The sequence below is a fragment of the Phytopseudomonas dryadis genome (assembly GCF_004327355.1).
Taxonomy (GTDB): Bacteria; Pseudomonadota; Gammaproteobacteria; order Pseudomonadales; family Pseudomonadaceae; genus Aquipseudomonas; species Aquipseudomonas dryadis.
In genome coordinates, this window is sequence record NZ_QJUM01000005.1 from 134,075 (window position 1) to 155,358 (window position 21,284).

The window sequence follows — 21,284 nt, forward strand, 5'->3', positions numbered from 1 at the left end:
CACCTTTTATTTTAATTCCTCAATGGCTGCGTTGATTGCTTTGTGGTGTGTGAGTTTATTGTATTCATTGTACGTTGGATATTTTAATGAGTTGTTAGCTTTAACTGTTTTTTTTCTATTGATCTTTATAACTGCTCAGGTTAGCCCTGAATCTCTAGATGAGATTGTTTGGTTTTATAAGTATGCCGTGTTATTTACAGCTTTTGGCGTGCTTGTGCAATTTTTAGTACATAGGTTGCTTGGGGTCGAGCTATTTAGATACCAATTATTAGGCGGTGGAAGAAACGCTTACAGTTTCATATGGGAGGACTATAGCTTTATTGCCCTCTTCATCGTTAGCGGAGTTCCGTTGTTTTTCGAAAGGGTGATTGGTTCTAAATTTTTATTTTTTGCCTGTTTCCTGCTTTTGTCATCGGTAATAACCTCCGCCAGAACTGGGGTCGTTGCTTTTGTTTTATTTGTTATTATTTATGTTGGTGTTGAAATGTTTAAAGCATTGCTGACATGGAAAATAAAAAAAATAATACTTGTTGTTTTTGTTCTAATGTTAATTTTACCTGTTTTTTTAATCATTGCTATGGAGCATCTTACGGGTAGGCAGGTTACAGGTTCATCTTCTGGGCGTATTGATGACTTTGTTCTTGGCTTGTCTTATCTAAAGGAAAATATCTTGTTTGGATTTTACTTCGACAAGGTTGCATATAATGATAGCGTTTCAATTATTCCACATAACGCATTTGTATATATGTTGTATATGGGGGGGGTAACTGCTTTTTCAATTTTTATACTTTGGTTTTCTTTGGTTATAATTAATTTGAGGTTTTCGGATAAAAGGTTGGTAGGGGCCTTGTTAGTTTGCTTGTTGGGATTTCAGTTTATTCCTTCTTTCTTTTCTGCGTACTTCCTGGCTGTTCTGTTGGGAGCTGCTTTTGTTAGTGATCGTCACAATAGAAATAAATTAGCATTGTAGGATTCTTAAGATGAAAATTCTTCTAGTTATCACTGGCCTCGGCATGGGCGGTGCTGAAAGTCAAGTGACTAATCTTGCTAGTGCGCTCGTGACAAAAGGCCATGAAGTAACCTTGGCCTATATACTAAAGCCCGCTCTAGTTCTCCCGCGCTCTGAACAGGTTAAGGTGATCTGGCTAGGTGGAACCAAGTCCGTTCTTGGCATGACTAAGGCGTATATTAATCTCGCAAAGTTACTAAGGCAGTCCACGCCAGATGTAGTACATAGTCACATGTTTCACGCCAATATTTTGTCACGGCTCGCGTGCTTGGTCAGCAAAACTCCTCGTCTGATGTGTACCGCGCATAGTAATAATGAGGGTGGGAAATTGCGCATGCTGGCATATCGATTGACGGACGGTCTTGCTGACGAGTTCACCAATGTCAGTCAGGGCGCGGTCGATTATTTTGAACGAGTGAAAGCAGCCCCCGTAGGGCGTATGCTTGTGACACATAATGGCATTGATACGCAAAGGTTTAGTTTTAATCCAGTCGCACGGCAACAGCTGCGTGCTGAGTTGGGTATTCAGAATAGTAAGGTTCTTATCGCTATCGGTCGCTTTCATGAGGCAAAGGATTACCCTAATTTATTGAATGCCTTTTCCATCCTTAGCAATAACCAACCAGACAGCCACCTGCTGATTGTGGGTGACGGCGAGCTGCGGCCCAAAATTGAGCAGCAAATCAAGTCGCTTGATTTGCAAGCCAGGGTTAGCCTGTTGGGTATTCGCAAAGACGTGCCTGAGCTACTTTCTGCTGCGGATGTTTTTGTGCTGTCTTCGGCCTGGGAAGGTTTTGGCTTGGTGGTCGCTGAGGCAATGGCTGCAGAGCGTGTTGTCATAGCTACGGACAGTGGTGGAGTGGCAGAGGTACTGGGGGATAATGGATTTCTTGTTGCTCCTCGAAATAGCGCGGTACTGGCTGAAAGTATGCGTAAAGCGGTTGATTTGTCTGAGGGCGCGGCCAGCGAATATGGGAAGAAATCCAGGCAGTATATTCTCGAAAAGTTTAGCCTGGATCGTGTGGTAGAGCGTTGGTTGGCAATTTATAAATAATCATTATATTTATTTTTTTGGAAAAAATTATGCAACTACAACTCGCTGTTATCGGCCTCGGCTACGTCGGCCTACCTCTCGCCGTAGAGTTCGGTAAAAAACGCTCCGTAGTGGGTTTTGATATTAATGCAAAGCGCATTACAGAGCTGAAATTCGGTCGTGACGCCACCCTTGAGGTAAGCGAGTCGGAGTTGCAAGAAGCCAGTGGCTTGAGCTACACGGCCAATCTGGATGATCTGCGTGACTGCAACTGCTTTATCGTCACAGTGCCGACGCCGATTGATGCCTATAAGCGCCCGGATCTGACACCGCTGATCAAGGCCAGTGAGACCATTGGGCAGGTACTGAAAAAGGGCGATATCGTCATTTACGAATCCACTGTCTATCCCGGTGCAACTGAGGAAGACTGCGTACCAGTGCTGGAAAGGGTATCTGGTCTCAAGTTCAACCAAGACTTCTTTGCTGGCTATAGCCCGGAGCGCATCAACCCGGGGGACAAAGAGCACCGGGTACACAACATCATGAAGGTGACCTCCGGCTCCACGCCGGAGATTGCCGAGGTGGTGGATCAGCTATACCAGGAAATTATTGTGGTGGGCACGCATAAGGCTTCCTCGATCAAGGTGGCCGAGGCGGCCAAGGTGATTGAGAATACCCAGCGGGATGTGAATATTGCCTTGGTCAATGAGTTGGCGCTGATTTTCAACAAGATGGGTATTGATACCCAGGCGGTGCTCGAAGCAGCCGGCACCAAGTGGAATTTTTTGCCGTTCCGCCCCGGTTTGGTAGGTGGGCACTGCATCGGTGTTGATCCCTACTACCTGACGCACAAAGCGCAAGCCATAGGTTACCACCCCGAGATTATTCTGGCTGGGCGCCGAATCAATGATGGCATGGGGGGGTATGTAGTCAGCCAGTTGGTCAAGGCTATGGTCAAAGCGTCGATTGGTGTGGCTGGTGCCAGAGTGCTGGTGATGGGGCTGACCTTCAAGGAAAACTGCCCGGATCTGCGCAATACCCGTGTAGTGGATATCGTCGCTGAGCTGGAAGATTACGGTGTCGAGCCAGTTGTCTATGACCCATGGGTGAGTGTGGGCGAAGCCCAGCATGAGTACGGTATTACTCCCGTCAGCGAGCCAGAGGCAGGCGCTTACGACGCCATTATTCTTGCGGTCAGTCATGAGCAGTTCCGTGAGCTGGGCGCAGCTGGTGTTCGTGCCCTGGGTAAAGACAAGCATGTGCTGTATGACCTGAAGTACCTGCTCAATGCCGATGAAAGTGACTTGAGGTTGTAACCATGACTGCATACCAGAACCTGTTGGCGGCGTTGCCACAGCAACCTAAAACGTGGTTGGTCACCGGTGTGGCCGGTTTTATCGGCTCCAACCTGCTGGAAACCCTGCTCAAGCTGGATCAGCAAGTCGTGGGGCTGGATAACTTTGCCACTGGCCACCAGCACAATTTGGATGAAGTTCAAGGGCAGGTGGCGCCAGAGCAGTGGGCGCGATTCACTTTTATGCAAGGCGATATCCGCAATCTGGATGATTGCCAGCGTGCCTGTGCAGGTGTGGATTATGTGCTGCATCAAGCGGCGCTGGGCTCGGTGCCGCGCTCCATCAATGACCCCATCACCACCAATGCGACCAATATAGATGGTTTTGTGAATATGCTGGTTGCCGCCCGCGATGCAGGTGTCAGCAGCTTTACCTACGCGGCCAGCAGCTCAACCTATGGTGACCATCCTGCGCTGCCCAAAGTTGAGGAAAACATCGGCAAGCCGCTGTCGCCCTATGCAGTGACCAAGTATGTGAATGAGCTGTACGCCGATGTATTTGCTAAGACCTATGGCTTCAAGTGCATTGGCTTGCGCTATTTCAATGTGTTCGGCAGGCGTCAGGACCCTGAGGGCGCTTACGCTGCGGTTATCCCGAAATGGACGGCTGCGATGATTCAGGGGGGAGAGGTTTTCGTCAATGGTGATGGCGAGACCAGTCGTGACTTCTGTTATATCGACAATACCGTGCAGGCCAACTTGCTGGCTGCCACTGCAAGCGAAGAGGCTAGGAACCAGGTTTATAACGTTGCGGTTGGCGATCGCACCACCCTTAATCAGCTGTTTGAAGCCATTCGTAGTGCACTGCAAGCCAATGGCATCATCCCTACTACAGCACCGAGCTACCGTGATTTCAGGGCAGGGGATGTGCGGCATTCCCAGGCGGATGTAAGCAAGGCCGAGAAGTTGCTGGGTTACGAGCCTGTTTTTCGGATCACCGAGGGCATCGCGCTGGCTATGCCTTGGTATATCGCTAATGCGAGCGAGCCGGGTTGATATGGCCTGCAAGTATTTATCAGGCAGCTTTACAATGGGGTCGGTGTGAAAAAAAAATTACTCATGGTCGTTAACGACCCGGCATTTTTTATCTCACATAGGCTGCCTGTAGCAGAAGCTGCACGGAATGAAGGCTACACCGTCCTGATTGCTACCATGGACGGTGCAAATGTCGCAGATATTCGTTCGAAAGGCTTTGAGCATTATGTGTTACCTCTTTCGCGTAGTGGAAAGCACCTTGGCGCCGAATTGCGGGCTGTTTATTCGATCCTAAGGCTATTGTGGAGGGTCAGGCCGACCATTCTTCACCTTGTGACTATCAAACCCGTGCTTTACGGCGGCCTTGCTGCAAGATTGGCACCGGTGGGTGGGGTAGTCAGTGCTGTTTCGGGGCTGGGCTTCGTGTTCATGTCTACCGGCAGAAAGGCTGCATTAGTGCGTAAAGCGGTATCGCTGATGTACCGGTTGGCATTCAGCAAGAAAAATCTGCGGGTTATTTTTCAAAATACCGATGACCGAGATGTTTTGTTGAGGGCCGGGGTGCTTGCCGATTCTAAGGTGAGGATGATTCGCGGATCCGGTGTCGATCTTACACTGTATCAGGCACTGCCAGAGCCTGAAGGTGTGCCGGTAGTTTGCTTTGCAGCAAGGTTGCTGCGTGACAAAGGGGTGTATGAATATGTTGAGGCAGTGCGGGTTCTGCAGCAGCGTGGTGTGCAGGCCGCTTTCAGACTGGTGGGTGATCCTGATCCGGGCAATCCCACGTCGATTATAAGTGAAGAGCTTGAGCAGTGGCGGGAAGAAGGAGCGGTGGAGGTGCTGGGCTACCGTAAGGATATAGCCAGGCTTTTTGCTGATTCTCACTTAGTTGTTCTTCCTTCATATCGTGAGGGTCTGCCGAAGGTATTGGTGGAGGCTGCTGCCTGCGGCCGAGCTGTTGTTACCACAGACGTAGCCGGATGCAGGGACGCCATTGAGCCCGGAGAAAGCGGTTTGTTAGTGCCTGTAAGGAGTGTGGATGCGTTGGCAGATGCGATGCAACGGCTGATTGAGGATGCGGAGCTGCGGCAAAGGATGGGAGCAGCGGGTAGGGTGCTTGCCGAGCGCGAGTTCGGTATTCATAAAATTGCTCAGCAGCACTTGGGGATTTATGGAGAGCTGGAGAGCAATATTGGAAAATAGATCTGTTCTTGTTACAGGTGGCACCGGTTTTGTCGGTGGCGCTGTGCTCAGTCGTCTTGCTGCCGAGGGTCAATATATCACGGCTGTTGTACGGGATCCGTTGGCGTCGCTTCCGGGGACGGTACGCATGATTGTTGTGCCCGACTTTGATGTGGTAACAGACTGGTCAGATGTTTTGCAGGGTTGTGGTGTGATCATCCATTCCGCTGCCCGCACCCATGTCATGAATGACCAGTCGATCGATCCTCTGGCCGAGTTTCGCAAGGTCAATGTTGACTGCACCTTAAACTTGGCCCGCCAGGCTGCAACTGCTGGCATTAAGCGCTTTATCTTTATCAGCTCGATCAAGGTCAATGGCGAGGGTACACCTTTAGGGAAGCCCTATAATGCTAGCGATGCACCTGCCCCAGAGGATGCTTACGGACAGTCCAAGCAGGAAGCCGAGCAGGGCTTGGTGCAACTGGCTAGCGAAACCGGTATGGAAGTGGTGATTATTCGTCCTCCGCTGGTTTACGGCCCGGGAGTTAAGGGTAATTTTGCCAGCATGATCAAGCTGGTCGAAAAGGGGTTGCCGTTGCCTCTCGGCGCCATCCACAACAAGCGCTCTCTGGTCGGTATCGACAATCTGGTTGATCTGATCATCTGTTGCATTGACCATCCCGCCGCTGCGAATCAGGTGTTCCTGGCCGGCGATGGTGAAGACTTGTCCACCACCGAGTTGCTAGGTGGCGTGGGCAAGGCTATGGGTAAGCCTGCGCGGTTGATTCCGCTGCCGACTGGTCTGTTGCAGTTCGGGGCTAGGTTGCTGGGTAAAAAGGCTATGGCTCAGCGGCTGCTAGGCTCGTTGCAGGTGGATATCAGCAAGACCTGCGAGCTGCTGGATTGGAAGCCGCCCTATACAGTGCAAGAGGGGTTGCGGCGCTGTTTTACAACTGGAAAGGACTGATTTGTGATCCGTTTATTTGATATTTCCTTCTCTATACTCGGATTGTTTTTTGGCTTTCCGATATTTTTGATTATCTTTGTCATCGGTCTGTTTGACACGGGTTCTCCTTTGTTTCTACAAGAGCGGGTAGGACGAAATAAAAAACCGTTCACTTTGGTCAAGTTCCGCACCATGGGAGTCAATACCGCTTCGGTCGCCAGCCATTTGGCGTCCTCAGCCTCCATTACCCGGCTGGGCAGCTTCCTACGTAAGACCAAGCTGGATGAGTTGCCGCAGCTGTGGAACGTACTCAAGGGCGAGATGAGCCTGGTCGGGCCGCGCCCAGGGTTGTTCAATCAACAGGAGCTCACCCACGAGCGCAGCATTCGGGGCGTGTTCGACGTGCGGCCAGGGATCACGGGTTTGGCGCAGGTAAGCGATATCGATATGTCGACGCCTGCGTTGCTGGCGAAAACCGATCAGAAGATGATCCAGAGCCTGACGCTTTCCAGTTACTTCAAGTACATCCTGATGACGGTCAGTGGTAGCGGTCGTGGAGATCGAGTGCGTAGTTGAAGCCCCTTGACACACTGGTGGCTTGCTCCAGGCGTGTATCGCAGTACGGCCACTATTCGCCGCGAGGTCGCGGCTCCTACGGGGTGAGAATGGTTTTTGCGTGGATAACGGTATGAAAGGGTGGATGGTTGCGGTGTTGGTTGGTGTGATGTTGCTTGCCGGCTGCGAGCAGGCCAAAGAGGCGAAGAAGCCTATCGTTTGGCGTGCGCCCCCCTTGGTGAGTGCTGGGGTTACGCTCGTGCAGCAGCAGTTGGCGCCGGAGCGTGTGGGTGAAGCACCGCTGAACGGTCGGGTGGTGGAGGGGAAAATCGTCCAGAATGGCAAGGACTCGTTTCAGCGTTACACCGTGCATTCGCAGAGCAGCATGATGCTGATCGAGGCTGATATGTTCGGTGTGCTGGTGAAGAAGGGCTATGGCCGTCAGATCAAGAAAGAGGGCGCTGGCGTATTCGAAGTCGACTATGTGAAGTCGGGCGATGTCACTATTTCGGGGCAGTATTCGGATTTTTCGAGCAACCCTGCCGATGACAAGGCGCAGTCGAAAGCCGTATTTAGCTGGAAGATTTCGGGTTGAAACCTGTCATATGGGTTCTGACCGTTCAAGGGATATGAGGTATTGCTGTGTTGAGGTTGGCTGAAAAGCTTCGGGCGCGTCTGGTGCGGTTGCCGCGCCGCCAGAAGCGACTGATTCAGGTTGCAACGGATGTGCTGCTGGTGTGGGTCGCCTTGTGGCTGGCCTTTGTGGTCAGGTTGGGGGAACTGGATCATATCCACCCGCTCGAGGGGCATTTGTGGCTGTTTGCGCTGGCTCCGATCATTTCCATTCCACTGTTCATCCGCTTTGGCATGTACCGGGCGGTGATGCGCTATTTCGGCAATGATGCGTTGATCGCCATCACCAAGGCCGTGACCCTGTCGGCATTGCTATTGGCGTTGGCGGTGTACTGGTACCGTGACGCGCCGGCACTGATTCCACGGTCCATGGTGTTCAACTACTGGTGGCTGAGCATCATGCTGATCGGTGGCTTGCGCCTGGCCATGCGGCAATACTTCATGGGCGACTGGTTCTCGGCCGAGCAACCCTACAAGCTGCGTGGGCGCGATGCCCACCTGTCCCGTGTAGCCATCTACGGTGCTGGTTCGGCGGGCAACCAGTTGGCTGCGGCCTTGCGTATGGGGCGGGCCATGCGGCCTGTGGCGTTTATCGACGATGACCCCAATATCGCCAACCGGGTGATTGCCGGTTTGCGCGTGTACTCGCCCAAGCACATCCAGCAGATGATCGATGAGACTGGAGCCGGCGAGATCCTTCTGGCGCTGCCGTCGGCGACCCGCACGCGTCGCCGTGAAGTGTTGGAAACGCTGGAACAGTACCCGCTGCACGTGCGCACCGTACCCGGCTTCATGGATCTGGCCAGCGGCCGGGTGAAGGTGGAGGACGTCCAGGAAGTCGATATCGCCGACCTGCTCGGACGCGATGCGGTGCCGCCGCAGCAGGCTCTGTTCGAACGCTGCATCCGTGGCCAGGTGGTGATGGTCACCGGCGCGGGCGGCTCGATCGGTTCGGAGCTGTGCCGGCAGATCGTCGCCACTGGCCCGAAGGTGTTGCTGCTGCTCGAGCACGGCGAGTTCAATCTCTACAGCATTCATACCGAACTGGAGCAGCGCATACGCCGCGAATCCCTGGGCGTGCGCCTGGTGCCGATTCTCGGCTCGGTGCGTAATCAGGCGCGCCTGTTCGAGCTGATGCGCACCTGGGCGGTGAATACCGTTTATCACGCCGCCGCCTACAAGCATGTGCCGATGGTTGAGCACAATATCGCCGAGGGCGTGCTGAACAACGTGCTGGGCTCGCTGTATACCGCCCAGGCGGCGATACGTGCCGGGGTCGAACACTTCGTGCTGATCTCCACGGACAAGGCGGTGCGCCCCACCAACGTGATGGGCAGCACCAAGCGCCTGGCGGAGATGGTGCTGCAGGCACTGAGCCGGGAAAGCGCGCCGGTGCTGTTCCAGGACGAGAAGCGTGTGCATCGGGTCAACAAGACCCGTTTCACCATGGTGCGTTTCGGTAATGTGCTGGGTTCTTCGGGCTCGGTGATCCCCCGCTTCTACGAGCAGATCCGCAAGGGCGGGCCGCTGACGGTGACCCACCCGAACATCACCCGCTACTTCATGACCATCCCGGAGGCCGCACAACTGGTGATCCAGGCGGGTGCCATGGGGCAGGGCGGCGATGTATTCGTGCTGGACATGGGCCAGCCGGTGAAGATCGTCGAGCTGGCCGAGAAGATGATCCACCTCAGCGGCCTCGGCGTGTGCTCGGAGAAGAATCCCCATGGCGATATCGCCATCGAATTCACCGGCCTGCGCCCCGGCGAGAAGCTGTATGAGGAGTTGTTGATCGGTGACAACGTCAGCCCCACCGATCACCCGATGATCATGCGCGCCAGCGAGGAGCATTTGCCCTGGGAGACCTTCAAGGGCGTGCTGGCCGAACTGCTCGAGGCAGTCGAGCAGGATGACTACGACCGCGTTCGCCAGGTGTTGCGTGACACGGTCAGCGGTTATGCGCCAGAGGGCGAGATCGTGGACTGGATGCATCAGAAGCGCGCGCTGACGCAGCAGCCTTGAGGTCATGTGCGTTGCGGGTGTGGTGGGCCTCAGCAGAAGCCCCTCACCCCTAGCCCCTCTCCCGGAGGGCGAGGGGGACTGGTTGGCGGTGGCCGCTGTATTGTGGCTGGCCGGTGCCTGGCAGGCCGCTGAAGACGATGAGCATTCTGTATCCTTCGGTTAAACCTCGACGCAATGGCTCTTATCGTATCGCCCGGAGGGCCAGGTTGGTGACCCGCTGCACTTGCGTGGGAGCCGCGCCCCCGCGGCGAATAGCGGCGGATTTTGCTGGATGGCGGCAATCGCTTCGCCCCGAGGGCGGGGCTCCTACCCGAACGATGATTGCCGTGATTCTGTAGCCACGGACCCGTAGCGATTGGTGTGACACCTCATTCGGCGCGGCCATGGCCGTTGGCAAATCGAGGACGCTACTCTCGGACTTATCCTTCGCTGTCGATTTCCCGTACCAAGCCCAGGCAGCGCCTGAGCAGGGGCGAGTCGTCGCCCTGGCGGTAGCTGATCACGATCGGCGAGGTGGCGCGGGCGTCGAGCAGCGGGGTGTAGCCGATGTCGTCGCGGTGCAGGCGTTGCACCGAGGCCGGTACCAGGGTGATGCCGATGCCGGCGGCGACCAGGCCGATGGCGGTCTGCATTTCGTTGGTCATCTGCGCCACGCGGATCTTCAGGCCGTGACTGGCGAACAGGCCCAGGACGTGGTCGGCGTAGCTTGGCCGCGGCGTGCCGGGGTAGAGCACGAAGGGTTCGCGGGCCAGATCCTCCAGCGACGCCGGTTCGGCCAGCAGCCGGTGGCCGGCGGGCAGGGCGGCCACCAGCGGATCTTCGCGGATCACTTCCTGGACGATGGCCGGGTCGTCGATATGGATGCGGCCGAAGCCGATATCGATACGTCCGCGTTTGAGCGCCTCGACCTGCTGCAGGGTGATCAGCTCCGACAGTCCCAGTTCGATGGCGCCCTCGCTGCGTAGCTGGCGGATCAGTTCCGGCAGGGCGCCATACAGGGTGGACGGCGCAAAGCCGATGCCCAGCCAGCGCCGCTGCCCCTCGGCGATGCGGCGGGTGTCTTCGCAGACGCGGCCGAGCTGCTCCAGCATCTGTACCGCGTGTTCATGGAAGAAACGCCCCGCCTCGGTCAGGCGTAAGGGCCGCCCGCGTTCGATCAGCGCCACGCCCAGTTCATCTTCCAGTTGCTGGATCTGCCGGCTCAGGGGTGGTTGGGCGATATGCAGGCGTTCGGCGGCACGGGTGAAATTCAGGGTTTCCGCAAGGGCGCGGAAATAGCGCAGATGGCGCAGCTCCATGATACCTCCAGGGTATACAGCGAGACCGATTCAATATTGGACTGCTGTATTTGCTGCGGTCAATCTGTGCGCAGACAAAAATAAAACCTGAAGGATATGCCCGTGAAGCCCTGCATCCTTTCTTCATGCCCCGCTTTCCCGCGTCTGGCCGGCCTTGCGAACGAGGCGCCCAGCCGTGCCGGTTCGTCGCTGGCTGTCCAGCCGCTCTGACCTGCGCACGGATATGCCCATGACCTCTCCTCTGATTGAAAGCCTCGAAGCCCTGATCGTCGACCTGCCGACCATCCGCCCGCACAAGCTGGCGATGCATACCATGCAGAACCAGACCCTGGTGATCGTGCGTCTGCGCTGCAGCGACGGCATCGAGGGTGTCGGTGAGGCCACCACCATCGGCGGCCTGTCCTATGCCGGGGAAAGCCCGGAAAGTATCAAGACCAACCTCGACAACTACTTCGCGCCGCTGCTGGTCGGCCAGCCCGCCGGCAATATCAACGCCGCCATGCTGCGTATCGACCGCGTGGTGCGGGGCAATACCTTCGCCAAGTCGGCGGTGGAAACCGCCTTGCTCGATGCCCAGGGCAAGCGCCTCGGCCTGCCCGTCGCCGAACTGCTCGGCGGCCGTGTGCGCGATGGCCTGGAGGTTGCCTGGACGCTGGCCAGCGGCGATACCGGCAAGGACATCGACGAAGCCGAGCGCATGCTCGACCTGCGCCGCCACCGCATCTTCAAACTGAAGATCGGCGCCCAGGAGCCGGCCCGCGACATCGCCCACGTGGCGGCGATCAAAAAGGCCCTGGGCGACCGCGCCAGCGTGCGGGTCGACGTCAACCAGGCCTGGAGCGAGGCGGTGGCCCTGCGCGGCTGCCAGTTGCTGGGCGACGCCGGTGTCGACCTGATCGAGCAGCCCACGCCACGTCATGATCGCCAGGCCCAGGCCCGCGTCAGTGCGCGCAGCCCGGTGCCGGTGATGGCCGATGAAGCCATCGAGAGCGTGGAAGACAGTTTCGCCCTGGCGCGGGCCGGCTCGGCGCCGGTGTTCGCCCTGAAGATCGCCAAGAACGGCGGTCCGCGCGCGGTATTGCGCAGCGCCTATATCGCCGAGGCGGCGGGGATCGGCCTGTACGGCGGCACCATGCTCGAGGGCAGCGTCGGCACCCTGGCTGCGGCCCATGCCTTCGCCACCCTGGCCAGGCTGGAATGGCACACCGAGCTGTTCGGGCCGCTGCTGCTGACCGAGGACATCCTCGTCGAGGTGCCGCTGTACCGCGATTTCCAGCTGATGATTCCGACCGACCCGGGCCTGGGCGTGGTGCTCGACGAAGAGCGCCTGCAGCACTTCCGCCGTCGCTAACCCTGAATCAGAGAGGACGTTGCCATGTTGTTCCATGTGCGCATGACCGTAAAGCTGCCGACCGACATGCCCGCCGAGCAGGCCACCCGCCTCAAGGCCGACGAGAAGGCGCTGGCCCAGCGCCTGCAGCGCGACGGCACCTGGCGCCACCTGTGGCGCATCGCCGGGCTGTACGCCAATGTCAGTATCTTCGATGTGCCCGACGCCCAGGCCCTGCATGACACCCTGATGCAGTTGCCGCTGTATCCCTACATGGAGATCGAGGTCATGGCGCTGTGCCGTCATCCGTCCTCGATCCATGAGGACGATCGCTGATCAGCCCGCATCATTCGCTCAAGACAAAAACAAGATGAGGAAACAGCCATGACCGTACGTATCGCGCAGACCGTGGAAGTACAGAAGTTCTTCGAAGAGGCCAGTGGTTTCAACAACGACCGGGGCAGCAGCCGGATGAAGACGGTGATTCACCGTGTGCTCAACGACACGGCGAAGATCATCGAAGAGCTGCAGATCACCCCGGAAGAGTTCTGGAAAGCGGTGAACTACCTCAACCAACTCGGCAGCCGCCAGGAAGCCGGTCTGGTGGTTGCCGGGCTGGGGATCGAGCACTACCTCGACATGCTGATGGACGCCGAAGACGAGCAGGCTGGTCTCACCGGTGGCACCCCGCGCACCATCGAAGGCCCGCTATACGTCGCTGGCGCGCCGCTGAGCAAGGTCGAGGCGCGCCTGGACGATGGCCAGGATGCGGGTATCCCGCTGTTCATGCAGGGCCGCGTGTTCGACACCGACGGCAAGCCGCTGGCCGGTGCCATCGTCGACGTGTGGCACGCCAACACCGGCGGCACCTACTCCTATTTCGACCCGGCGCAGTCGCAGTTCAACCTGCGCCGGCGCATCGAGACCGATGCCGAAGGCCGCTATCGTTTCCGCAGCATCGTGCCGTCCGGCTACGGCTGCCCACCGGATGGCCCGACCCAGCAACTGCTCGATCAGCTCGGTCGCCATGGCCAGCGGCCGGCGCATATCCACTTCTTCATCTCCGCGCCGGGTCATCGCCACCTGACCACCCAGATCAACCTGGATGGCGACCAGTACCTGCACGACGATTTCGCCTACGCCACCCGCGATGAGCTGATCGCGCGCATCGACTTCTACGACGACGCCGAGCGGGCCAAGGCCCATGGCGTGGCAGGGCGTTTCGCCGAGATCGAGTTCGATTTCACCCTGCAGTCCACCGCCGAGCCCAAGGCGCAGCAGCGGCATCAGCGGGTACGCGCCCTGGAAGCCTGACCCTGCTGCCGTGCAGCGCAACTGATTGATCCCGTTCGGCCCTGGCGCCGAGCGGGATCGACGCGCTGGACATGCCGGCCGACCCATGGACGTGCCCAGCGCAACGGAATCAGCAAGAACGGAGATTTTTACATGTCAGACCATCGAGCCTCAGTGGCTTCGCGCGCGACTCGAGTGTGCGCCGCCGTCCTGGGGGCCATCACAGCCGTCATCGGCCTGTATCTGGCCTACGGCGGCGTCCAACTGCTGCAACTGGGCGGTTCCTGGTATTACCTGCCCGTGGGGATTTTGATCGCCGTCTCGGGCGTGCTGCTGGCTCTGGGCCATGTACGCGGCGCCTGGCTATATGGCCTGAGTTTCGTCATCACCGTCATCTGGGCACTGTTCGAGGCGGGCCTGGCGTTCTGGCCGCTTGCGGCGCGGCTGGGCCTGCTGGCGTTCATTGGCTTGTTCGTGGCCTTGCTCACGCCCGGCTTGCGCGGCGCGGCCTCGTACCGCCATGTCAGGCAGGCTTCGCGCGGCGTGGCTGGCGTGCTGGCGCTGGGCCTGTTGGGCGCGCTGCTGGCGGCTTTCCAGCCCATCTGGACGGTCAAGCCCGGTGCCGCGCCCGAGTTGGCCCAGGGCTACCAGCCCGGCGACGACGGTGCCGACTGGACCAACTACGGCCGCACGCCCGATGGCACGCAGTTTGCGCCCCTGGACCAGATCACGCCTGACAACGTGTCCAAGCTGCAAGTGGCCTGGACCTTTCGCACGGGGGATTTTGCCTACGGCGGTGCGGAAAACCAGAACACGCCGCTGCAGATCGGCAATGTCGTGTATGCATGCACGCCGACCAATCAGGTGTTCGCGCTCGATGCCGATTCCGGCAAACAGATCTGGACCTTCGATCCCAAGGCCAACGCGGGCTACAGCCCGAGCTGGCAGCGCTGCCGTTCGCTGGCGTACTACGAAGTCCCCCAATCCAAGGCCACGCAGAGCACGGCCGCCAGCGACTCGCCGGCGACTGCGGCCTGCCAGCGGCGCATCTACCTGACCACCGCCCATTTGCGGCTGATTGCACTGGATGCGGCCAATGGTCAGCCTTGCGAAGGCTTTGGCGACGGCGGATTCGTGTCCCTGGCCGAGGACATGGGCGAGATCATTCCGGGTTTCTACAATCCCACGGCCGGGCCGGTACTGGCTGGCGACCGCCTGATCGTGGGGGGCTGGGTCATGGACAACCAGTCGGTGGACGAGCCTTCGGGCGCCGTGCGCGCGTTCGACGCGGTCACGGGGCAACTGGCCTGGGCATGGGACGTGGGACGCCCTGGCGTGACCACCGCGCCCGGCCCGGGGGAGCATTACACGCGGGGCACGCCCAACACCTGGGCCGTGCCGACTTACGATGCGGAGCTGGGGCTGGTCTACCTGCCGACCGGCAATGGCACGCCCGACATGTACGGCGGACATCGAACGCCCGAGACCGACCGTGTCAGCTCGTCCATCGTGGCGCTGGATGCCAGGACCGGTGCCGAACGCTGGGTGTTCCAGACGACCCGCCACGACGTGTGGGACTACGACCTGCCGTCCAAACCCGTCCTCTACGACGTGCCGGGCGGCAATGGCGAACGCATACCGGCGCTCATCCAGACCACCAAGCGGGGCGAGATCTTCCTGCTTGACCGGCGCAGCGGCAAGCCCATCGCCGAGGTGGTTGAAAAGGACGTGCCCACGGATGGCGTGCCCGGCGAAAGGCTCTCGCCCACGCAGCCCTATTCGGTGGGCATGCCGCAGATCCGTCAGGGCCGGCTGACCGAAGCGGGCATGTGGGGCATCACGCCGATGGATCAGCTGGCGTGCCGCATCGCTTTCAGGCAGCTCGAATACAAGGGCGACTTCACGCCGCCCAGCACCCGCTGGTACCTCCCGCATCCGTCACCTTTTGGCACCATGAACTGGGGCGGCATTTCGATCGACAAGGCGCATGACTATCTGATCGTCAACGACATGCGCATCATGATGAAGGCGCGGCTGATTCCGCGTGATGAGGTCAGCAAGGCCACGGCGCAGAGTGGCAAGGCGGGACCGGGCGTGGGCGGCATCGTGCCCATGGAAGGCACGCCCTATGGCCTGAGCCGCGCCATGGTGACGTCGCCGCTGGGCGTGCCCTGTACTGATCCGCCGTTCGGCATGATGACGGCCATTGACCTGAAGACCCGCCAGATCGCCTGGCAGCGTTCGATGGGCACGGCCGAACAACTGGGGCCGCTGGGCATCAAGACCGGCTTGCCGATTCCCATTGGCATGCCGACGCTGGGCGGCCCGGTCGCAACGGCATCCGGCCTGATCTTCTTCACCGGCACGGCGGACTACTATCTGCGTGCGATCGACGTCAAGACCGGCCAGGAAGTCTGGAAGTCGCCGCTGCCCGTGGGGGCGCAATCGACCCCGCTGGTGTTCAAGTCGCCGGAAAGCGGCAAGCAGTATGTGGTCGTGACGGCCGGTGGCGGCCGCACGGCGCCCGATCGCGGCGACTACATCATCGCCTACGCCCTGCCGGACTGAGGTCCATGCCCCGGGCCTCGGTGAGGCCCGGGCTGGACTATGAAGGCAGGGATCCTGTGCTGCCGAGCGGGGCGCTTCCGGGGCTCGGCGTGCGCTTGCGCAACGTCGAGGCGCGCTCCGGCTGCCGCAGCGGTATCGACGAGAAGCGCCTGAACCGTTGCTGTGACGAAACAGAACCGCCCGAGCCTGCGAAACGGTGGTTTGCGCTGGTTCTGTAGGAGTCGCGACCCCGCGGCGATGGGGGCGTGATGCGGTTTTGCGCATCGCCCGCAAGCGGGCTCCTACAGGGGCGGTGGTGGGCACACTCATGTAGTCGCGTTTCCGCGCCGAGGCCGACGTTTCTGGAAGAGGCACCCTCATATCCGGCTAGAGAATTGTTCGATTATCGAACTCTATGGCGATTATCGGATTGTTTGCCAGGCGCTCGCCCTCTACTGTTGATTCACCCGGCGCCACCCCCGCGTCCTGACAAGAAACGAGATCGACCATGGCTGAAATCCTCTCCCTGCGCGAAGCGGTCGAACGCTTCGTCCACGATGGCGACACCATCGCCCTCGAAGGCTTCACCCACCTGATTCCCACGGCGGCGTCCCACGAGCTGATTCGTCAGGGCAAGAAAGACCTGACCCTGGTACGCATGACGCCGGACCTGGTCTATGACCTGCTGATCGGTGCCGGCTGTGCCAAACGGCTGATCTTCTCCTGGGGTGGCAACCCCGGGGTCGGCTCGCTGCACCGTCTGCGCGACGCGGTGGAGAAACACTGGCCGCACAAGCTGGAAATCAGCGAACACAGCCATGCCGCCATGGCCAACGCCTATGTCGCTGGCGCATCCAACCTGCCGTTCGCCGTGCTGCGCGGTTATCAGGGCTCGGACCTGGTCAAGGTCAACCCGGAAATCAAATTCATCGACTGCCCGTACACCGGCGAGAGCCTGGCTACCGTGCCGAGCGTGCGTCCTGACGTCACCGTCATCCACGCGCAGAAGGCCGACCGCAAGGGCAACGTGCTGATCCAGGGCATTCTCGGTGTGCAGAAGGAGGCCGCCCTGGCTGCCAAGCGCTGCATCGTCACCGTCGAGGAAATCGTCGACGACCTGCAGGCGCCGATGAACGCCTGCGTACTGCCGAGCTGGGCACTGACCGCGGTCTGCGTGGTGCCGGGCGGTGCTCATCCATCCTATGCCCATGGCTATTACGAGCGCGACAACCGTTTCTACCAGGCCTGGGACCCCATCGCCCGCGACCGCGAAACCTTCACCGCCTGGATCGACGAATACATCCGCGGCACCGAGGATTTTGCGCAGTACCAGGCGAAAATTAACGGGGAGGCCAAGTGATGAGCGACTTCAACACCAATGAAATGATGACCGTGGCCGCCGCTCGCCGCCTCGGTAATGGCAGCGTGTGCTTCGTCGGCATCGGTTTGCCCTCCAAGGCGGCCAACCTGGCGCGCCTGACCCATGCCCCGGAAGTGGTACTGATCTACGAATCCGGCCCGATCGGCGCCAAGCCCACCGTGCTGCCGCTGTCCATCGGTGACGGCGAGCTGGCCGAGACTGCCGATACCGTGGTGCCGACCGGCGAGATCTTTCGCTACTGGTTGCAGGGCGGGCGTATCGATGTCGGCTTCCTCGGTGCCGCCCAGGTCGACAAGTTCGGCAACATCAACACCACGGTGATCGGTGATTACCATGCGCCGAAAGTGCGTCTGCCGGGTGCCGGTGGCGCGCCGGAGATCGCTGGCAGCGCCAAGAAGGTGCTGATCATCCTCAAGCAGGGGCATCGCACCTTCGTCGACAAGCTGGCGTTCATCACCTCGGTGGGCCATGGCGAAGGTGGCGATCACCGCAAGCGTCTCGGCCTGCCAGGTGATGGCCCGGTAGCGATCATCACCGACCTGTGCATCATGGAGCCGGAAGCCGGCAGCAACGAATTCATCGTCACCTCCCTGCATCCGGGCGTGACCCGCGAACAGGTGGTCGAGAACACCGGCTGGCAGATCCGTTTCGCCGACAAGGTGACCACCACCGAAGCGCCGAAGGCCGAAGAACTGGCTGCGCTGCGTGATCTGGAAGCACGCACCGCCGCTGCCCATGGGCAGAAGGGGAGTGACGAATGACTCGCGACGTATTCATTTGCGATGCGGTGCGTACGCCGATCGGTCGGCTCAATGGCGGCCTGTCCGCGGTACGCGCCGACGACCTGGCGGCGATTCCGCTGAAAGCGTTGATCGAACGTAACCCGCAGGTCGACTGGTCGGCGGTCGATGAAGTGTTCATGGGCTGCGCCAATCAGTCCGGCGAGGACAACCGCAACGTCGCCCGCATGGCGCTGCTGCTCGCTGGCCTGCCGGAGACGGTGCCGGGCGTGACCCTCAACCGCCTCTGCGCCTCGGGCATGGAAGCGGTGGGCGCTGCCTTCCGAGCCATCGCTTCCGGCGAAATGGAACTGGCCATCGCTGCCGGCGTCGAGTCGATGACCCGCGCGCCCTACGTGATGGGCAAGGCCGACAGCGCCTTCGGTCGTGGCCAGAAGCTGGAAGACACCACCCTGGGCTGGCGCTTCGTCAACCCGGCGATGAAGGAGCGCTACGGCGTCGATCCGATGCCGGTCACCGGCGACAACGTCGCCGAGGACTACGGCGTCAGCCGCGCCGACCAGGATACCTTCGCCCTGCGCAGCCAGCAGCGTGCCGCGGCGGCCCGGGAAAGCGGCTACTACGCCGAGGAGATCGTGCCGGTGGTGATCAAGACCAGGAAGGGCGAGACCGTCGTCGACAGCGACGAGCACCCGCGTGCCGATACCAGCGCCGAGGGCCTGGCCAAGCTCAAGCCGGTCAATGGCGCGGACAAGACGGTCACTGCGGGCAACGCCTCGGGCCTCAATGACGGCGCCTCGGCGATGATCCTGGCGTCTGCCGACGCGGTGCGCAAATACGGCCTCAAGGCTCGCGCCAAGGTGCTCGGCATGGCCAGCGGCGGGGTGGCGCCGCGGATCATGGGCGTCGGCCCGGTGCCGGCGGTGCGCAAGCTGCTGGCGCGCCTGAACCTGGATATCGAGGCCTTCGATGTGATCGAGTTGAACGAGGCGTTCGCCGCCCAGGGCCTGGCGGTTACCCGCGACCTCGGCCTGGCCGATGACAGCCCCAGGGTCAACCCCAATGGTGGCGCCATCGCCCTCGGCCATCCGCTGGGCATGAGCGGCAACCGCCTGGTGCTGACCGCCGTCCATCACCTGGAAAAGACCGGCGGCAAGCTCGGGTTGGCGACCATGTGCGTGGGCGTCGGCCAGGGCCTGGCGCTGGCCATCGAGCGCGTCTAGAAGCCTGTATATACGGCCGCAAAAAGGCGATAGCAGCCACAAGCTGCAAGCTTCAAGCGGCAAGTTAAAAGCGGCCCGGAGCGCTCTATCGCTCTTGCTTCTGTCTTGCAGCTTGAAGCTTGCGGCTTGCAGCTCAATGGCTGCTCTTGCCTTTAACTTGAAGCTTGAGCTCGTAGGATGGGTGCAACCCATCAATATACCGATGGGTTGCACCCATCCTACGTCCGCTTGCGCCTTGTCCTGGCCAATTGCCTGGCCGGCGAGATCGTTGACAGGTACCAAGCATTTGCTTGCTTCGGTATCGGGCAGGGTTCCACGCAGCCATGTCCGGTACCCTTGCACGCGATCGCCCAGGGCGATAATGCTCGAATCATTTGGTTACATGTAAGTCGGAGTAGGGGAAGGTTCCGTCCCTTACCAGTGAGTATCCATGATGAGTTCTGATGCCAGCACGGTGTATCAAGCACCCCACTACAGCGCCGAAGAACGGCGCAAGCGTATCTTCGCCATCGTCGGCGCTTCGTCCGGCAACCTGGTCGAGTGGTTCGACTTCTACGTCTACGCCTTCTGCGCGATCTATTTCGCCCCGGCCTTCTTTCCCTCCGACGACCCCACCGTGCAACTGCTCAACACTGCCGGTGTGTTCGCCGCCGGCTTTCTGATGCGGCCGATCGGTGGCTGGGTGTTCGGTCGCATCGCCGACAAGTACGGGCGCAAGGTGTCGATGATGATCTCGGTGCTGATGATGTGCCTGGGCTCGCTGGCCATCGCCTTCATGCCGACCTACGACAGCATCGGCACCCTGGCGCCGCTGCTGCTGTTGCTGGCCCGTCTGTTCCAGGGCCTGTCGGTGGGCGGCGAGTACGGCACCACGGCCACCTACATGAGCGAGGTGGCGCTCAAGGGCCAGCGCGGCTTCTTCGCCTCGTTCCAGTACGTCACCCTGATCGGCGGGCAACTGCTGGCGGTATTGGTGGTGGTGATCCTGCAGCAACTGCTCAGCGAGGACGAGCTGCGTGCCTGGGGCTGGCGCATCCCCTTCGTCATCGGTGCCCTGGCCGCGGTAGTGGCCTTCTACCTGCGTCGCTCGCTGGACGAGACCGCCAAGGACGATCAGCTCGGCAGCCAGGAGTCGGGCAGCATCGTGCACCTGTTCAAGCACCACAAGGCGGCCTTCTTCACCGTGCTCGGCTACACCGCCGGCGGCTCGCTGATCTTCTACACCTTCACCACCTACATGCAGAAGTACCTGGTCAACTCGGCGGGCATGAGCGCCAAGACCGCCAGCGGCATCATGACCGGCGCGCTGTTCCTGTTCATGATCATGCAGCCGCTGTTCGGCGCCTTGTCCGACCGTATCGGCCGGCGTACCTCGATGCTCTGGTTCGGCGCCCTGGGGGCGATCTTCACCTGGCCGATCCTGGCGCTGCTGCACACGGTACAGAGCCCGGTGCTGGCCTTCCTGCTGATCATTGTGGCCCTGGCCATCGTCAGTCTGTATACCTCCATCAGCGGCCTGGTGAAGGCCGAGATGTTCCCGCCCGAGGTGCGCGCGCTCGGTGTCGGCCTGGCCTATGCGGTGGCCAACGCGCTGTTCGGCGGTTCCGCCGAGTACGTGGCCCTGGGGCTGAAGTCCATCGGCCTGGAACAGACCTTCTACTGGTACGTCTCGGGCATGATGGTGCTGGCCTTCCTGGTCAGCTTGCGTCTGCCGCGTCAGGCCAGTTATCTACACCATGATCATTGACCACGGAGTTAGCGCA

The 21,284-nt window shown here is 59.8% G+C and carries 18 protein-coding genes; 17 read left to right on the forward strand and 1 reads right to left on the reverse strand.

Features of this window, described 5'->3' with window-relative positions:
• Positions 1-22: 22 nt before the first annotated feature.
• From DNK34_RS05960 to DNK34_RS06000, 9 genes are all read left to right on the forward strand, one after another.
• Entirely contained in the window at positions 23-970 is a 948-nt protein-coding gene (locus DNK34_RS05960; RefSeq protein ID WP_131173501.1) for a hypothetical protein, read from the forward strand.
• 10 nt (positions 971-980) lie between these two features.
• Positions 981-2,063 (forward strand): glycosyltransferase, encoded by a 1,083-nt coding sequence (locus DNK34_RS05965; protein ID WP_131173500.1) that lies wholly within the window; start codon positions 981-983, stop codon positions 2,061-2,063.
• Positions 2,064-2,092: 29 nt separating this feature from the next.
• Positions 2,093-3,358, forward strand: coding sequence for a Vi polysaccharide biosynthesis UDP-N-acetylglucosamine C-6 dehydrogenase TviB (gene tviB / locus DNK34_RS05970; RefSeq protein WP_131173499.1), 1,266 nt, complete (start codon positions 2,093-2,095; stop codon positions 3,356-3,358).
• Between the two features lie 2 nt (positions 3,359-3,360).
• Positions 3,361-4,392, forward strand: a complete 1,032-nt coding sequence (locus DNK34_RS05975) for an NAD-dependent epimerase/dehydratase family protein (protein ID WP_131173498.1) — start codon at positions 3,361-3,363, stop codon at positions 4,390-4,392.
• A gap of 45 nt (positions 4,393-4,437) precedes the next feature.
• Positions 4,438-5,574, forward strand: a complete 1,137-nt coding sequence (locus DNK34_RS05980; RefSeq protein ID WP_207401573.1) for a glycosyltransferase family 4 protein — start codon at positions 4,438-4,440, stop codon at positions 5,572-5,574.
• Positions 5,543-6,520: a UDP-glucose 4-epimerase family protein gene (locus DNK34_RS05985; RefSeq protein ID WP_131173497.1), complete on the forward strand. Its 978-nt coding sequence runs from the start codon at positions 5,543-5,545 to the stop codon at positions 6,518-6,520. Before DNK34_RS05980 ends, DNK34_RS05985 begins: the two co-directional genes overlap by 32 nt.
• Positions 6,521-6,523: 3 nt before the next feature.
• A complete protein-coding gene (locus tag DNK34_RS05990; RefSeq protein WP_131173496.1) occupies positions 6,524-7,075 on the forward strand; it encodes a sugar transferase in 552 nt (183 codons plus the stop codon).
• 112 nt (positions 7,076-7,187) lie between these two features.
• Complete coding sequence (locus DNK34_RS05995; protein ID WP_131173495.1) at positions 7,188-7,649, forward strand: hypothetical protein; 462 nt, start codon at positions 7,188-7,190, stop codon at positions 7,647-7,649.
• A gap of 47 nt (positions 7,650-7,696) precedes the next feature.
• Entirely contained in the window at positions 7,697-9,709 is a 2,013-nt protein-coding gene (locus DNK34_RS06000; RefSeq protein ID WP_131173494.1) for a polysaccharide biosynthesis protein, read from the forward strand.
• A 419-nt stretch (positions 9,710-10,128) separates the two neighbouring features.
• Here DNK34_RS06000 and DNK34_RS06005 read toward each other — a convergent pair whose 3' ends face one another.
• On the reverse strand, positions 10,129-11,007 hold the full coding sequence (locus DNK34_RS06005; RefSeq protein WP_131173493.1) for a LysR family transcriptional regulator: 879 nt from the start codon (positions 11,005-11,007) through the stop codon (positions 10,129-10,131).
• Between the two features lie 229 nt (positions 11,008-11,236).
• Between DNK34_RS06005 and DNK34_RS06010 the strand changes: the two genes are divergently transcribed.
• From DNK34_RS06010 to DNK34_RS06050, 8 genes are all read left to right on the forward strand, one after another.
• Entirely contained in the window at positions 11,237-12,358 is a 1,122-nt protein-coding gene (locus DNK34_RS06010) for a muconate cycloisomerase family protein (protein WP_131173492.1), read from the forward strand.
• A 24-nt stretch (positions 12,359-12,382) separates the two neighbouring features.
• Positions 12,383-12,673: a muconolactone Delta-isomerase gene (gene catC / locus DNK34_RS06015; RefSeq protein WP_131173491.1), complete on the forward strand. Its 291-nt coding sequence runs from the start codon at positions 12,383-12,385 to the stop codon at positions 12,671-12,673.
• 48 nt (positions 12,674-12,721) lie between these two features.
• Positions 12,722-13,651, forward strand: a complete 930-nt coding sequence (gene catA, locus DNK34_RS06020; RefSeq protein ID WP_131173490.1) for a catechol 1,2-dioxygenase — start codon at positions 12,722-12,724, stop codon at positions 13,649-13,651.
• Between the two features lie 132 nt (positions 13,652-13,783).
• Complete coding sequence (locus DNK34_RS06025; RefSeq protein ID WP_131173489.1) at positions 13,784-16,198, forward strand: membrane-bound PQQ-dependent dehydrogenase, glucose/quinate/shikimate family; 2,415 nt, start codon at positions 13,784-13,786, stop codon at positions 16,196-16,198.
• Between the two features lie 487 nt (positions 16,199-16,685).
• Entirely contained in the window at positions 16,686-17,537 is an 852-nt protein-coding gene (locus tag DNK34_RS06035) for a CoA transferase subunit A (RefSeq protein WP_131173487.1), read from the forward strand.
• Entirely contained in the window at positions 17,537-18,319 is a 783-nt protein-coding gene (locus DNK34_RS06040) for a CoA-transferase subunit beta (protein WP_084303172.1), read from the forward strand. Before DNK34_RS06035 ends, DNK34_RS06040 begins: the two co-directional genes overlap by 1 nt.
• Positions 18,316-19,521 (forward strand): 3-oxoadipyl-CoA thiolase, encoded by a 1,206-nt coding sequence (gene pcaF, locus DNK34_RS06045; protein ID WP_131173486.1) that lies wholly within the window; start codon positions 18,316-18,318, stop codon positions 19,519-19,521. The genes DNK34_RS06040 and pcaF overlap by 4 nt, the downstream gene beginning before the upstream one ends.
• A gap of 433 nt (positions 19,522-19,954) precedes the next feature.
• Positions 19,955-21,268 (forward strand): MFS family transporter, encoded by a 1,314-nt coding sequence (locus DNK34_RS06050; RefSeq protein ID WP_131173630.1) that lies wholly within the window; start codon positions 19,955-19,957, stop codon positions 21,266-21,268.
• Positions 21,269-21,284 lie beyond the last annotated feature (16 nt).